The sequence below is a fragment of the Ewingella allii genome (assembly GCF_044430645.1).
In the GTDB taxonomy this organism is placed as follows: domain Bacteria; phylum Pseudomonadota; class Gammaproteobacteria; order Enterobacterales; family Enterobacteriaceae; genus Ewingella; species Ewingella allii.
On record NZ_JAWUDN010000008.1, the window covers coordinates 173,971 to 188,573 of the forward strand.

The window sequence follows — 14,603 nt, forward strand, 5'->3', positions numbered from 1 at the left end:
TGCTGAACGCGCTGTGTTAGGCTGTTTAAAACCCGTGTTACGATAGAATTGTTTGGCGGCTAACGAATCACAGTTCATGCCGCGACAATTCATCCCCAAAGAGAGTGAGAATCTATGAGTCTGGCATTAGTCAGTGAGCGGTTACTAACCGCTAACAATCTGAGTCATCAAGACCTGTTCGCTGTATTAGGTCAACTGTCTGAACGCCGTCTCGATTACGCCGATCTCTTTTTCCAATCCAGTTTCCACGAAGCCTGGGTGATTGAAGACAGCATTATCAAAGATGGCTCTTACAACATTGATCAGGGTGTTGGCGTGCGCGCGGTCAGTGGTGAGAAGACCGGCTTTGCCTACGCGGACCAAATTACCCTGAATGCCTTGCAGCAGAGTGCCACCGCCGCGCGCAGCATCGTGCGTGAGCAGGGCAATGGCAAAACCCACACGCTGGGTGAAATTGGTTATCAGGCGCTATACCCGATCCTTGACCCGCTTCAGAGCCTGTCTCGCGAAGAAAAAATTGAGTTATTACATCGCGTTGACCGCGTTGCCCGTGCCACAGACAAGCGCGTGCAGGAAGTCAGCGCCAGCATTACCGGCGTTTACGAAAGCGTATTAGTCGCCGCCACCGACGGCACTCTGGCGGCGGACATTCGCCCGCTGGTGCGCCTGTCGGTCAGCGTATTGGTTGAAGATGACGGGCGTCGTGAGCGCGGTTCTAGCGGCGGCGGCGGTCGTTTTGGCTATGACTATTTCCTTGAAACCGTGAATGGCGAAGTGCGCGCCGAAGCCTACGCCCGCGACGCGGTGCGTATGGCCTTGCTGAACCTCAACGCGGTAGCCGCCCCTGCCGGTGGTATGCCGGTAGTGCTTGGCGCAGGCTGGCCGGGCGTGCTGTTGCACGAAGCCGTAGGCCATGGCTTAGAGGGCGATTTCAACCGTCGCGGCACTTCTATGTTCAGTGGGCAGATGGGCCAACTGGTGGCGTCTGAACTCTGTACCGTGGTGGATGACGGCACCATGCCGGGCCGCCGTGGTTCACTGGCGATTGATGACGAAGGCGTGCCGGGCCAATACAACGTATTGATCGAAAATGGCGTGCTGAAGGGTTACATGCAGGACAAGCTGAACGCGCGCCTGATGGGCGTTGCGCCGACCGGTAACGGCCGTCGCGAGTCTTATGCTCACCTGCCGATGCCGCGCATGACCAACACTTATCTGCTGGGCGGCCAGTCTACGCCGGAAGAGATCATCAGCAGCGTGGAGTTCGGCCTGTATGCCCCTAACTTTGGCGGCGGCCAGGTGGATATCACCTCGGGCAAATTTGTGTTCTCCACCACCGAAGCTTACCTGATTGAAAAAGGCCGTATCACCAAGCCGGTGAAAGGCGCGACGCTGATTGGCTCGGGTATTGAAGCGATGCAGCAGATCTCCATGGTCGGCAACGATCTGGCGCTGGATAAAGGCGTCGGCGTCTGTGGCAAAGAGGGTCAGAGCCTGCCAGTGGGCGTAGGCCAGCCGACTCTGAAACTCGACAACATCACCGTCGGCGGCAGCGCCTAAGCCTTCGAGTTAATAATAGAAAGGGAACCTATGGGTTCCCTTTTTTTAGGCTATTTCGGCCCGAGCTTGCCTTGCCGATAGCCCTGATAGACTTTCCCCACCTCTTTGAAGTACTCGGTCAGGTAGTTGATGCATACCTGCACTTTCAGCGGCATTTTGTCCTTTTCAGTGTACAGCGCGTAGACCGGGCGCGGGTCCGACTGATAATTGCCGAATAAAATTTCCAGCTCGCCGGAGTTAATCTCATTGATCACCCACATTAGTGGCACATAGGCGATGCCCACCCCGGCTTTCAGCCAGCGCGTTAAGGTTTGCGAGTCGTTGGTGACGAAGCGCCCCTGCGGGTTGATGCGCGTGGTAATGCCTTCTGGCGCGATCAGCTCAAACTCGCTGTCGGGCCGCACGCTGTATTCAATCCATGAGAAATTCACCATGTCTGCCGGTTTTTCTGGCTTACCGTGCTGGCTGAGATAGCTGCGCGCGGCGCAGACGATCATCGGCATGGAGCCAAGCCTTTTGGAGAACAGGCTCGAATCCTGCAGTTTTCCCACGCGGATCACCACGTCGAGGCCGTCGGCAATCAGGTCCGGAGCCGGGATGCCGGTGACCAGATTCACTTTCAGGCCGGGGTACTCAATCAGCATCTCGGCGGTCATGGCGGCAAGAACGTTTTGTGCCATTGTCGACGAACTGCCGATGCGCAACGTGCCGGTCGGCGTGTTGTTAAAGGCATATAATTGCTCGTGCACTTCGCGTACATCCAGCAGCATTTTCATACAGCCTTGATAGTAAATCTTACCGGCTTCGGTGAGGCTCAGGCTGCGCGTGCTTCTGTTCAACAGTTTGACTTGTAAGTCATTTTCTAATTTTGAGATCGTCTGGCTGATCGCGGAAACACTCATCTCAAGGCGGCGAGCGGCGGCAGTAAACGAGCCGCTTTCGACCACTTGAGCATAAACCGACATTCTTTTTAATCGTTCCATTGTTAACTCTGGCTTAAAAGTGATTGTGATCACAGAACGTTGATTACTTGATAATAAGCACGCTAATATACTTGCTCGGGTGAATACCTCGGGTTCGGCGCTCGCTGGCAACATAATGCTTACCTTCGCACACTTTTCTGGCAAACCCATTGTCTCTTTTTAACTCATTCTGGCTCTCAGAATGCAGTTGTATTGCCTAAAATAATGATAAAGCTCGGGCGTGTTGCGACGGGGCCTTCTGGTGAGAGTAACGCCACGAGACGAAAGCCCGTGACTATAAACTAAGGATTTTTGAATGAGTTTGCTTCCGGTAATGGTGATTTTCGGATTGTCGTTTCCTCCGGTGTTCTTCGAAGTACTGTTGGCGTTAGTGCTGTTTTTCCTGCTACGACGCCTATTACAACCCACCGGAATTTATGACTTTGTCTGGCATCCGGCGTTATTTAACACAGCGATGTACTGCTGTCTGTTCTACCTGATTTCCTGCTTCTTCATCTGAGGGTGTCGTGAAAAATTTCTCTATAAAAATAATACGTTACTTAATAACGTTAATCCTTGTGGTTCTTGCTGCCATCGCAATTTTCCGGGCATGGGCGTTCTATACTGAATCCCCTTGGACTCGTGACGCCAAATTTACCGCCGACGTGGTTTCTATCGCGCCGGACGTCACCGGCTTGGTGACGGATGTCCCTGTCGTGGATAACCAGTTAGTCCTAAAGGGCCAAACCCTATTCAAGATTGACCAGCCGCGTTATCAACAGGCGCTGGACGAAGCCAATGCCGACGTTGCCTACTATCAGGCGCTGGTCGCGGAGAAAAAACGCGAAGCAGGCCGCCGCGTGAAGCTGGGCGTGCAGGCGATGTCGCAAGAAGAGATCGATCAGGCCAATAACGTCCTGCAAACGGCGCAACACCAGCTGGCGAAATCACAGGCTGCGCGCGACCTCGCGGTGCTTGATTTGCAGCGTACCGTAGTTACGGCTCCGGCTGACGGCTGGGTAACTAACCTCAATGTGCATCCGGGGAACTACATTAATCGCGGTTCGACCGCCGTCGCGCTGGTGAAGAAAAACACCTTCTATATTCTGGCTTATCTGGAAGAAACCAAGCTTTCCGGCTTGAAAAAAGGCGACCGCGCCGAAATTACCCCGCTGGGCAGCAATCGCATCATGCATGGTTCGGTGGACAGCGTCGCGGCGGCGGTCACTAACAGCTCGTCTTCTGCGGCAGCCAACGGGCTGGCAACGGTAGACAGTAATTTGGAATGGGTACGTCTGGCACAGCGCGTGCCGGTGAAAATCGTGCTTGATGATGTTGACCAGCAACACCCGTACCCGGCAGGGACCACCGCGACAGTGGTGATCACCGGCGATCACGATATCAAACATGAGCACCAGTCGCCATTCTCCAGAATGTTGCACCGTCTGCGTGAGTTCGGTTAATCGGCGATGAATAGCATACTGATCCCGCGTATCAGGTTCGCCTGCAAGCTGACTTTCGCCATTCTCGGCGCGCTGGTTCTCGGCTTCTATATGCAGCTGGAAACCCCGCGCTGGGCGGCGATGACCGCGGCGATCGTCACCTCCGGCCCGGCGATGGCGGCGGGCGGAGAACCCTTCGCCGGTGCTATTCGCCACCGTGGCTTCCTGCGCGTTATTGGTACCTTTTTCGGCTGTATCGCCGCGTTAGTCATTGTTATCGCCACGGCGCGTGCCCCGGTAGTGATGCTGCTTTTATGCTGCATCTGGGCTGGGGTCTGTACCTGGTGGTCCTCGCTGGTTCGCGTTGAGAACTCCTATGCGCTCGGGCTGGCGGGATACACGGCGCTAATTATCGTAGTGACTTCCGCCGCCACCCCTTTGCAGACGCCGCAGTTTGCCGTCGAGCGCTGTAGTGAAATCGTGATTGGTATTTGCTGCGCCATCGTGGCCGACCTGCTGTTTTCCCCGCGCTCGATCAAAACCGACATTGACCGGGCGGTTAGCCAACTGCTGCTAGACCAGTTCGCACTGATGCGGCTGTGTATTAATCGTGGTGATAAAGAGGATGTTGACAAGTCGTGGGGCAATCTTATCAAGAGCACTACCGCGCTTAACGGCATGCGTAACAGCCTAATGATGGAGTCTTCGCGCTGGCAGCGTTGCAACCGGCGGTTGAAAGCATTGCACAGCACCTCGCTGAGTTTGATTACGCAGGCCTGCGAAACCTATCTTATTTTGCAAAACTCCCCTGACCGGGTGACGCCTGAGATCAAAGCGCTGTTTGCCGAACCGGCAGAGACGCCGCTGGAAGTGCGTCGGCGGATGAAACAGCTGCGTTTGGCGGTTTCTTCCTCCCATAGCAAAGATATTTTGCTCACCGTCACCAGCTGGATTGGAGCCGGAACGCGCGCGCTGCTGCTGATTAAGGGCATTCATACCAATAGCAGCATTAGCAATCTGGAAGCCGATTTGCTCAATACCGAGGTGGAAGTCAGACCAGCCTCCGCCGAGCGCCACCACGCGCTGATTAACGGCATTCGCACCTTTGTCGCCAGCGCGGCGGGCTGCCTGCTGTGGCTATGGACCGGCTGGACCTCGGCGAGTGGCTGCGTAGTGATCATCGCCGTCGTAACCTCATTGGCGATGCGCACTCCAAACCCGAAAGGCATGGCGTTAGACTTCGTGGTCGGCATGCTGCTGGCAATCCCGGTCGGCTCCATTTACTTCATGCTCATCATGCCCGCCACCCAGCAGAGCCTGTTCCTGCTCTGTCTGTGTCTGGGGGTTTTAACCTTCTTCATCGGCATTGAAGTACAGAAGCGTCGTCTGGGTATGCTGGGGCTATTGGCGGGTACTATCAACGTGCTGGTGCTCAGTAACCCAATGAAATTTAACGTAAGCGCATTTCTCGACAATGCAACGGGACAGGCGATTGGTACCATTATCGCGCTGGTGGTGCTGCTGCTAATTCGCGACAAATCGCGCGACAAAACCGGGCGCACTCTGCTGAACCGCTTTATGAGCAGCGCGGTGTCGGCCTTAACCACCAAGGCGTATCGCCGTCGTGAGAACCACCTTCCGGCGCTTTACCATCAGTTGAATCAGCTACTGGTGATGTTCCCGAATGACATTGATAAATACCGTCTGGCGCTGATGCTGATCATCGCGCACCAGCGAATGAAAATGGCGGAGATCCCGGTCAGCGAAGAGCTATCTGCCTTCCACAAGAAAATCCGTAATACCGCCGACCACGTGGTGTCGTCGGGCGAAGGCAAGCGAACTTACTACTATCAGCGGCTGTTGTCCGAGCTGAATGAGTATCAGCAAAAGCTAGTGGAACACGACGCGCCGCTCAAGGTGACAGAGCCGGTCAAACGACTCGCAGATATGCTGCACAAGTACCAGCACGCCTTTCTGGCCTAACGTTCAGACTCGCGTAAATCATGCCGGGGCCTTTAATGCTCCGGCTTTTTTTTTCCTTATGCCGCATGGACATGATGTGCGGTCTGAAGCCCGCAGTCCGTATTAGCCGCTATACTTAAGCGATTCAAGACTGAAACTTACATTCTTACGTCGTTGTTTTCGAACGATGTTTATTAGCAGGAGAGACAACCTTTATGTCAGCCAATCAACAGAAACTCACTTCTCACAAACTGTTTAAAACCGGGTTTTATGTGGGCGGCAAATGGCAAGAAGCCAAAGAAACTTTTGATGTGTTAAACCCAGCCACTGGCGACGTGGTGGCGAAAGTCGCCAAAGCAGGCAAAGCGGAAACCAACGCGGCCATCAAAGCAGCCAGCGATGCCCTTCCGGCTTGGCGCAAAAAAACCGGCAAGGCGCGCTCTGAGATTTTGCACCGCTGGTATGAACTGATGATTGAAAACAAACAGTTCCTCGGCGAGCTGATGGTGGCCGAGCAGGGTAAGCCGCTGAAAGAGGCCTTGGGCGAAGTGGAGTACGCCGCCAGCTACCTGCAATGGTTTAGCGAAGAGGCCAAGCGCGCCAACGGTGAGATCATCCCGCCAGTGAAAGAGGGATCGCGCATCTTTGCTACCCGCGAGCCGATTGGCGTGGTTGCGGCCATCACGCCGTGGAACTTCCCGCTGGCGATGCTGACCCGCAAACTCGGCCCCGCGCTGGCCGCGGGTTGTACCGGCTTGATTAAACCTGCCAACAACACGCCGCTGTCAGCCTTCGCGCTGCTGGAGTTGGCACACCTGGCGGGCGTTCCCGACGGCGTGATCAACGGCGTGGCCGGTGATACGCATGCTATCAGCGACGCCATCATGGCCAGCAACGAGGTGCGTAAAATATCCTTCACCGGCTCGACCGAAGTGGGTAAAACGCTGGTGCGCAACAGCGCCGACACCATGAAGAAAGTGTCGATGGAGCTGGGCGGAAACGCGCCCTATATCGTGTTTGACGACGCCGACCTTGATGCCGCGGTGAAAGGCGCGGTGAGCTGCAAATTCCGCAACAGCGGGCAGGTTTGCGTGTGCATTAACCGTATTTACGTGCAGGACGGTGTCTACGACAAGTTCGTCACGGCGCTGGCGGAAGAAGTGCGCAAGCTGAAAGTCGGTAACGGCATGGACGACGGCGTGATTGTCGGCCCGCTGAATGATATCAAAGGGTTAGAGAAGGTTGAAGACCACGTCAAAGACGCGCTGGAGAAGGGCGGTCGTCTGGTGGTCGGTGGTCAGCGCCACGAGCTGGGCGGCAACTTCTATCAGCCGACGGTGATTGCCGACGCCAACGACGACATGAAAGTGGCGGCAGATGAAACCTTCGGCCCGCTGGCGGCCTGCTTCCGCTTCAAAACCGAAGAAGAGGTTATCGATCGCGCCAACGCCACGCCGTTTGGCCTGGCGGCTTACTTCTATACTCAAAACTTGCAGCGCGTATTCCGCGTTGCCGAAGCGATTGAAAGTGGCATGATTGGGATTAACGAATCTGCGCTTTCTACCGAAGTCGCGCCGTTTGGCGGGGTGAAAGAGTCCGGGTTGGGCCGCGAAGGTTCGGTGTTAGGTCTGGAAGAATATTTACAGGTGAAAACCTTACATTTAGGTAATCTGTAGAGACATACTAAAATGCTGAATCAGTAATCTGAATGAGTATAAACAGGGCAATGATGAATCGATTGAAAGGGTTGCGTCAGCGCAGCGTTTGGATAAGTTTGTGCCTCGGGCTATTGGCGGGGCCGTTCTCATCTGTCGTTTTGGCGAAACAATCCTCTGATACGCTGGCTGGGTTGACCTCGGAGCAAACCGTGGTGAGCTATTTGCGGCAGAATCATCGGTTGCCCGACTATTACGTGACTAAACGGCAAGCACGGGATGCGGGATGGGACGCCCGCGCGGGCAATCTGTGTCAGGTCTTACCGGGTAAGGCCATAGGCGGCGACAGATTCTCAAACCGCGAAGGGCGCCTGCCTAATGCCTATAAACGCGTGTGGCGCGAGGCGGATATCAACTATCGCTGCGGGCGGCGCGGCGCCGACCGCGTGCTGTTCGCCAGCGATGGCCTGATTTACGTCAGCCGCGATCACTATAAACAATTTGTTCGGGTGGAGTGACATCGATGAATAAAGTGGTCTTCGATTTTAATCATATCCCCGATTTGCCCGCGTTTTATAGCGAGTTTTCCCGTCAATTTGGTCTGAGCGAGAGCTTTGGTGCCAATCTTGACGCACTCTGGGATGAGGTGACGGGAGGCATTACGCTGCCCGTTGAAATTGATTTTGCCCATCTGAATGCCAGCCGTAAACGGCGTTTTGGCGCACTGATTCTGCTGTTTGAAGAGGCGGAAGAGGAGCTGGACGGCGAGCTGCGTTTTAACGTGCTAGAGAAAGCGGCGGCGGCGACGGGTAAAGCTAAAGAGTAAGCGAAAGAGTAGGCGGGAGAGAGTGAAAAGTAGCAGCCACCCGGTGACTCGCGGTGGCTACTGCTGATGGCTGAAAAGACTTACAGGTCTTTGGCTTCGGCCAGCTCGCGCAGATATTGGAAAATCTGGCGGTAAGATTTAGGCGGCTTATTGGCTGCCTTTTCTTTTTGTGCGTTACGGATAAGCGCGCGCAGCTGCTGGCGATCGGCCTCTGGATAAAGCTCCAGCACCGGCGGGATCGCGTCGTCGCCATCTTCCACCAGACGGTCACGCAGCTGCTCCAATTTGTGGAACAGGGAAACCTGCTGGTTGTGGCGGTTTTTCAGCTTATCCAGCGCGGTGGTGATAGGATCAACATCGCGGGAACGCAGCATTTTACCAATCAGCTGTAGCTGACGGCGGCGGCCTTCTTTCTTGATCTTCTGGGCTAAATCGATGGCGGCGCGCAGATCATCATCTAGCGGCAGCTTGTCCAGCGAGTTCTTGCCTAAATCGACCATCTCTTGACCCAAATCTTTCAGGGCTTCGGCGTCGCGTTTAATTTCACTTTTGCTGACCCAGATGATTTCATCATCTTCTTCGTTCTCGTTGCTCTCGGGAACGTCATCCAGCCAGTCGTCAATTTTCTTTGTCATGAGTGCTTCCTCCTTGGGAGGTTTTCCTATCATTTTTCATTGTGCTTTATTGCTTGGCGGCATTATGCATGGTTATGGGGTTTACCTCCACGTTCTGTTGCATATTAAGCCGCTTCCTAGCGTGTCGGGTGCGAAATAATGGGGCGTCTCTGTTAGACTCAAAGACAACGTAACCTCTTTTTTCTCATAAGTGATGGCAGGCTGATGAACGTAGTCAATCAAGTTGCAGAACAGCGTAAGACACTGGAACAGGCCGTAGCTCAGGCCCTCGAATTAGCGAAAGCCGGTTCAGACGGTGCTGAAGTCGCGGTCAGCAAGACCACCGGCATTGGGGTAAGCACCCGCTTTGGTGATGTTGAGAACGTCGAATTCAACAGCGACGGCGCGTTAGGCATTACCGTCTATTATCAGAATCGTAAAGGCAGCGCGTCATCTACCGATCTCAGCTCAGATGCCATTTCTCGCACCGTGCAGGCCGCGTTGGACATCGCCCGCTTCACGTCTCCTGACCCTTTCGCGGGCGTCGCCGATAAAGAGATGCTGGCGTTCGACGCCCCGGACTTGGACCTGTTCCACCCGACTGAATTAGACGCCGATCGCGGCATTGAGCTGGCAGCCCGCGCCGAGCAGGCCGCGTTAGCCGCCGATAAGCGCATTACCAATAGCGAAGGCGGCAGCTTCAACAGCCATTACGGCATTCGCGTCTTCGGCAACAGCCACGGCATGTTGCAGAGCTACTGCTCGACGCGCCACTCGATTTCCGCCTCGGTGATTGCCGAGCACGACGGCGACATGGAGCGCGATTACGCCTATACCATCGCGCGTAAAATGAGTGATTTGGCGAATCCTGAATGGGTGGGTGCCGAGTGCGCACGCCGCACGCTGTCGCGCCTCTCTCCGCGTAAATTGCCAACGATGAAAGCCCCGGTGCTGTTCGCCTCTGAAGTGGCGACCGGCCTGTTCGGCCACTTGGTCGGCGCTATCAGCGGCGGCAGCATCTACCGTAAATCCTCTTTCTTGCTCGACAGTCTGGGCAAGCAGATTCTGCCGGAGTGGCTGACGATTGAAGAGCATCCGCACCTGCTGCAAGGCTTGGCTTCTACGCCTTTCGACAGCGAAGGCGTGCGCACCCAGCGGCGTGACATCGTCAAAGACGGCGTGCTGCAAAGCTGGCTGATGACCTGCTACTCGGCGCGCAAGCTCGGCCTGCAAACCACCGGCCACGCGGGCGGCATCCACAACTGGCGCATTGCCGGGCAGGGCGATGACTTCGCCGCTATGCTGCGCAAAATGGGCAAAGGCTTAGTCGTAACTGAGCTGATGGGCCAGGGCGTCAGCGGCGTGACCGGCGACTACTCGCGCGGCGCGGCGGGCTTCTGGGTGGAAAACGGTGAAATTCAGTATCCGGTTAGCGAAATAACCATCGCTGGCAATCTGAAAGACATGTGGCGCAACATGGTGAGTATTGGCAGCGACATCGAAACGCGCAGCAATATTCAGTGTGGCTCCGTGCTGCTGCCAGAGATGAAAATCGCCGGCGAATAATCGTTTTCTTCGCGTTATCCGCGCAGCGATCGCCCGATCGCTGCGTTTTTTTTATCCTTTTCCGCTCAGACATTACTTATTTACAAAAAAGCTCTGCCACTTTTTCCTTCGCCCATTTATTTTGTCATTGCTGAATAAGTAATGTCGTTTTTTAACAAAATTATAAATTTCTATTAACCTAGATGGATGACCCGAAAATGCGTAAACATTTGATAGCAATGGTTGCCGTTGCCCTACTTGGAAGCAGTTCTATGGTTCTGGCGGCGGATGTCGGCACCAACATGGACACTATCGCCGATAACTACGGCAAAGCGCTGAAAGCCAGCAATGCACAGGATTTCGAAGCGAGCCTGGCGAACATGAAAGCCGCCGCGCTGGACGCTAAAAACGCAACCCCGCCAAAACTGGAAGGGAAATCGGCCAACAGCCCAGAGATTCAGGATTACAAAAAAGGCATGGATGATTTAGTGGCCGGTATCGACAAAGCCTCTGCATTGGCGAAGGCTGGCAAACTGGATGACGCGAAGAAGGAAGCTCAAGGCTTCAAAGCGATTCGTGACGAGAACCACAAGAAGTTCAGATAAGATTTATACGCCCTCCCGGTCATCGGGAGGGCGTGACGCTGACTAGCGGTACTCTCCGGCCGCTTCCGGCTGATACAACAACTCTAGCACTTTAACCAGGCTCTCTTTGCCATTGGGCATCGTCCACGTGATGCTGCTACCCACGCGCAGGCCCAGCAGTGCCGCACCTAGCGGCGCCATCACGGACAGCTGCTCATCGGTATCTTTTAACGCCGCCGGGAAAACCAGCGTGCGCACATGTTCTTCCCCTTCGTTGCCTTCCGTGAAGCGTACCTTACTGTTCATCGTCACGACGTCGGCAGGCATCTCCTGCGGCGGCAGGATTTCAGCGCGATCCAGTTCTTCGTTTAATGCCTCTGCCACCGGGCTGCTTGCGTAAGCAGGCTTCGCCAGTAAGGAATCTAAACGTTCTGCATCCAGCTCGTTGATGGTCAGGGTCGGTTTGCTCATAGCATTATTCCTATTTCCTTCTGAGTCGCCATCGCGAGCGATGGTGTTGGGTGGCATGGTTGCCGATTGTCAAAAAGCAACACCCCCGCGCACTAGCGCAGGGGTGTTGGCGTTTTTCGAATTTCTCATCTGATACTAGGCAGAGATAGCGCAAAATGGAAGGGCTATCCTTTCATTCGTCACTACTAAAACTCCGTTAAGCAGTGAAATACCCTGAACCCTCGCCGTCTGATAGTCGTATCCCCAGATTAATCCCAGTTTTGAGAATGTGATCCGCTTAGGTCACTGCATTTCCACTTTGAACTGGAAAAAAACCATCTACACAGGAAATGCCCGCGGGGTTAGGGTAAAGACAGATGAAATAAACGCGCTTTTTTAGCATTGCACGGCAAGGAGAGGGGTAACCGCGAGTGAATAACGGAACCGCATCTGTTAATACGGCAGGGCAAATTGGTTTGGAAGACGCAGAAGCAACCACAGAGAAAGTGTTAAAAGATATTCAGGTTATGTTGAACGCCGAAAATATCTATACCAATGATGTCCAGCAGCAGATGTTAGCCTCGCACGTTAAGGCAATGGTATTACGCTCTATTACCGGTGAGCCATTACCCGAGGTGGAAAAAGAGCTGTTTGACGAAATTTCTGCGGAGTCAATGCGAATGGCGGAGCGGGTTGTCGACCTGTTCGGTAATTTACCTATCGAAGAGGCTTATTTACTCTCGGTACATTTTGAAGTCGCAAAAGACAATAATTCTTAACAATTTAAATTTTACTCAATTTATCTGGAGAAAGAACTCATGGGACAAATTACCGTTGTTATCGGCGACCGTTTAGGGAAAGGCCAGAAAGTTGCAGCAGGCGTAGAAGCCGCAGGTGGCAAGGCTATCGTGGTGCCGGGCGTGGCCGCTGACATGAAATTAGGCGACGTGATGAAAGCAGAAAATGCCACCTTCGGCATCTCTTTCTGCGGTAGTGGCGGCGCGGGCGCAATTACTGCGCAAACCAAATACGGATATAAAGCAAAATATGGAATGCGCTCTGTGGATGAAGGCGTAACTGCAATTAACGAAGGCTGTAATGTATTAGGTTTCGGATTTATGGATAAAGAAGAGCTGGGTCAACGCCTGGTTGAAGCTTATATCAAGAAATTCGGCCAGCCGTAATGAAACAACAATTAACCACCACTGTTCGGGTTGAAGGAAAAGGCGAAAATAAGGCCGCCGCCTTTTCTGCCGCGCTGAGTCAGGTGCAAAGAACCGTTCTCAAATCTACGAATAATATCTTGCTGCGAATTGAACCGCAGGACGTCAAGGTGATCACCGCAGAAGAGACGGTAAGAAAGGAAAAGTTCCTGTTCTTTTTTCTGGCCAGAGAAAGGAAGAGTTATTATGTAGTGCTCGATATTACCGTCAATATGACGGCAATAGAGACTGACAAGGTAGTTTTTGTCACTAAATAAGGAGCCATTGAGTCAAGAATATTATTTCTTGGTGCAAGGCTCTAAAAACGTTAGCTATAAATGACAAGGATATACTGATGTTTTTAATTATTTTATTTAAGTCGCTTATTATCGGCGGATTGGTCGGCGTGGGCGTAGGTGCAGGTGCTGCACGTATGTTTCACGCGCCAAGCGTGCAAGGGATGGGGGCTTTTCGTACTCTTGGGGAATTAAATTCCTGTGAAGGCGATCCAGCTTCGCATTTCTCATTCGGTTTAGGCTTCTTCTTCAACGCCTGGGCATCTTCTGTCGCTGCAGGTTCCTTCACACAAGACGTCGACCACCGCATTATTCCTCACTGGGCAGCCGCCTCGTTGATGGTGAAAAACCGCAACGTGTCTGAAACCCTGCACGATCCGCGCAAGATGGCCATCGCCGGTGCTGTTATCGGCATGATTGTCGTCGCGTTCCTTAACACCACCGCCTCCGCCGTACCGGCAGCCTTGCAGGTTACCGCGGTGAAAGTGCTGGTGCCTGCCGCTAACCTGTTGGTTAACACCGTCATGCCCGTGATTTTCTGGCTGGCTGCGATTGACGCAGGCCGCCGCTCCGGCTTCTGGGCCACCATCTTTGGTGGTTTGGCGCAGATGATCATGGGTAACGCCGTACCGGGTCTGGTACTGGGTATCTTGATTGGTAAAGGCGTCGAAGAGGGCGGCTGGAACCATGTGACCAAGGTGATGATGGCGGCAATTATTGCGCTGTTCGTGCTCAGCGGGTTCTTCCGCGGTTTCGATGTGAAATTGCTGCAGTCCTTCATGTTGGATGTTCCTGCATGGTTGAACGGCATTCACAACTCTCTCAGCGGCAAGTAACAGGGGATTATGACAATGGAAGAACAAGCCAAAAGTGGTTTTTGGTACGCCGAGTGGTCGTTCCCGATCTTCGTCGGATTACTCTCCTCCGGGGTATTTGCCGGTACGCACATGTACTACCTGTACGGCATCGGTGCCTTTAACGAAGTCGCCTTCGTATCCATGCTGCGTTCCGGCATGGATACCGGGGTGTATGGCGCAGTAGCGGCCTTCGGCGCGAGCTTCTTGTTCGCCCGTATTATCGAAGGTTCGCTGGTCGGTATTCTTGATATCGGCGGCGCAATCCAGACCGGCATTGGGCTAGGGGTGCCGGCAATTCTGCTGGGCGCTGGCATCGTGTTCCCGGTGGCGAACTTCGCGGCGTCTCTGGTGACTGGCCTGATTCTGGGGCTGGCGGTGGGTTACATCATCATTCTGGCGCGTAAATTTACCATCAACCAGAGTAACTCGACCTATGGCGCAGACGTCATGATGGGCGCGGGTAACGCCTCAGGCCGCTTCCTCGGCCCGTTGATTATCCTCTCCGCCATGGCGGCTTCAATCCCAATCGGTCTGGGGTCATTGCTCGGCGCGCTGGTGTTCTATATCTGGCAGAAACCGATCACCGGCGGCGCAATTTTAGGCGCGATGATCCTCGGTGCAATTTTCCCAGTATCGCTGTAGTAGAAA

General features: G+C 54.1%; 17 protein-coding genes. 14 read left to right on the forward strand and 3 right to left on the reverse strand.

What is annotated here, in order from left to right:
- Window positions 1-114 precede the first annotated feature (114 nt).
- Window positions 115-1,560 (forward strand): metalloprotease TldD, encoded by a 1,446-nt coding sequence (tldD, locus tag SBO83_RS17145; RefSeq protein WP_353500749.1) that lies wholly within the window; start codon window positions 115-117, stop codon window positions 1,558-1,560.
- A gap of 50 nt (window positions 1,561-1,610) precedes the next feature.
- Here the strand turns inward: tldD and aaeR are convergent, their stop codons facing one another.
- Complete coding sequence (aaeR, locus tag SBO83_RS17150; protein ID WP_034786670.1) at window positions 1,611-2,543, reverse strand: HTH-type transcriptional activator AaeR; 933 nt, start codon at window positions 2,541-2,543, stop codon at window positions 1,611-1,613.
- Between the two features lie 295 nt (window positions 2,544-2,838).
- On the opposite strand from aaeR, the gene aaeX reads away from it, so the two are divergent.
- The 6 genes from aaeX (at window position 2,839) to SBO83_RS17180 (ending at window position 8,407) form a co-directional block, all read left to right on the forward strand.
- Complete coding sequence (gene aaeX / locus SBO83_RS17155; protein WP_034786671.1) at window positions 2,839-3,042, forward strand: p-hydroxybenzoic acid efflux pump operon protein AaeX; 204 nt, start codon at window positions 2,839-2,841, stop codon at window positions 3,040-3,042.
- 7 nt (window positions 3,043-3,049) lie between these two features.
- Window positions 3,050-3,985: a p-hydroxybenzoic acid efflux pump subunit AaeA gene (gene aaeA, locus SBO83_RS17160; protein ID WP_396132347.1), complete on the forward strand. Its 936-nt coding sequence runs from the start codon at window positions 3,050-3,052 to the stop codon at window positions 3,983-3,985.
- 6 nt (window positions 3,986-3,991) lie between these two features.
- A complete protein-coding gene (gene aaeB, locus SBO83_RS17165) occupies window positions 3,992-5,947 on the forward strand; it encodes a p-hydroxybenzoic acid efflux pump subunit AaeB (RefSeq protein ID WP_396132348.1) in 1,956 nt (651 codons plus the stop codon).
- Window positions 5,948-6,141: 194 nt separating this feature from the next.
- Window positions 6,142-7,602, forward strand: a complete 1,461-nt coding sequence (locus SBO83_RS17170; RefSeq protein WP_396132349.1) for an NAD-dependent succinate-semialdehyde dehydrogenase — start codon at window positions 6,142-6,144, stop codon at window positions 7,600-7,602.
- 50 nt (window positions 7,603-7,652) lie between these two features.
- Complete coding sequence (locus tag SBO83_RS17175) at window positions 7,653-8,099, forward strand: ribonuclease domain-containing protein (protein WP_353500753.1); 447 nt, start codon at window positions 7,653-7,655, stop codon at window positions 8,097-8,099.
- 5 nt (window positions 8,100-8,104) lie between these two features.
- Entirely contained in the window at window positions 8,105-8,407 is a 303-nt protein-coding gene (locus tag SBO83_RS17180) for a barstar family protein (RefSeq protein ID WP_396132350.1), read from the forward strand.
- 80 nt (window positions 8,408-8,487) lie between these two features.
- Here SBO83_RS17180 and yjgA read toward each other — a convergent pair whose 3' ends face one another.
- On the reverse strand, window positions 8,488-9,042 hold the full coding sequence (gene yjgA, locus SBO83_RS17185) for a ribosome biogenesis factor YjgA (protein ID WP_353500755.1): 555 nt from the start codon (window positions 9,040-9,042) through the stop codon (window positions 8,488-8,490).
- A gap of 204 nt (window positions 9,043-9,246) precedes the next feature.
- Between yjgA and pmbA the strand changes: the two genes are divergently transcribed.
- Both pmbA and cybC read left to right on the forward strand, forming a co-directional pair.
- The gene (gene pmbA / locus SBO83_RS17190; protein ID WP_353500756.1) at window positions 9,247-10,587 is read left to right on the forward strand and encodes a metalloprotease PmbA; all 1,341 of its coding nucleotides are present in this window, start codon (window positions 9,247-9,249) and stop codon (window positions 10,585-10,587) included.
- 197 nt (window positions 10,588-10,784) lie between these two features.
- Window positions 10,785-11,171, forward strand: coding sequence for a cytochrome b562 (cybC, locus tag SBO83_RS17195; RefSeq protein WP_396132351.1), 387 nt, complete (start codon window positions 10,785-10,787; stop codon window positions 11,169-11,171).
- A 42-nt stretch (window positions 11,172-11,213) separates the two neighbouring features.
- Here cybC and rnk read toward each other — a convergent pair whose 3' ends face one another.
- A complete protein-coding gene (gene rnk / locus SBO83_RS17200) occupies window positions 11,214-11,621 on the reverse strand; it encodes a nucleoside diphosphate kinase regulator (RefSeq protein ID WP_353500758.1) in 408 nt (135 codons plus the stop codon).
- Between the two features lie 410 nt (window positions 11,622-12,031).
- Between rnk and SBO83_RS17205 the strand changes: the two genes are divergently transcribed.
- The 5 genes from SBO83_RS17205 to SBO83_RS17225 all read left to right on the forward strand — a co-directional run bounded on the left by SBO83_RS17205 (window position 12,032) and on the right by SBO83_RS17225 (window position 14,597).
- Window positions 12,032-12,379 carry a PRD domain-containing protein gene (locus SBO83_RS17205; protein WP_034786687.1) on the forward strand — a complete coding sequence of 116 codons (348 nt, stop codon included), beginning with the start codon at window positions 12,032-12,034 and terminating at the stop codon, window positions 12,377-12,379.
- Between the two features lie 39 nt (window positions 12,380-12,418).
- Window positions 12,419-12,784 carry a glycine-rich SFCGS family protein gene (locus tag SBO83_RS17210; RefSeq protein WP_034786688.1) on the forward strand — a complete coding sequence of 122 codons (366 nt, stop codon included), beginning with the start codon at window positions 12,419-12,421 and terminating at the stop codon, window positions 12,782-12,784.
- Window positions 12,784-13,080 (forward strand): DUF4312 family protein, encoded by a 297-nt coding sequence (locus tag SBO83_RS17215; RefSeq protein WP_353500759.1) that lies wholly within the window; start codon window positions 12,784-12,786, stop codon window positions 13,078-13,080. Before SBO83_RS17210 ends, SBO83_RS17215 begins: the two co-directional genes overlap by 1 nt.
- Window positions 13,081-13,157: 77 nt before the next feature.
- Entirely contained in the window at window positions 13,158-13,934 is a 777-nt protein-coding gene (locus tag SBO83_RS17220; protein WP_034786690.1) for a DUF4311 domain-containing protein, read from the forward strand.
- A 15-nt stretch (window positions 13,935-13,949) separates the two neighbouring features.
- Window positions 13,950-14,597: a DUF4310 family protein gene (locus SBO83_RS17225; RefSeq protein WP_034786691.1), complete on the forward strand. Its 648-nt coding sequence runs from the start codon at window positions 13,950-13,952 to the stop codon at window positions 14,595-14,597.
- Window positions 14,598-14,603 lie beyond the last annotated feature (6 nt).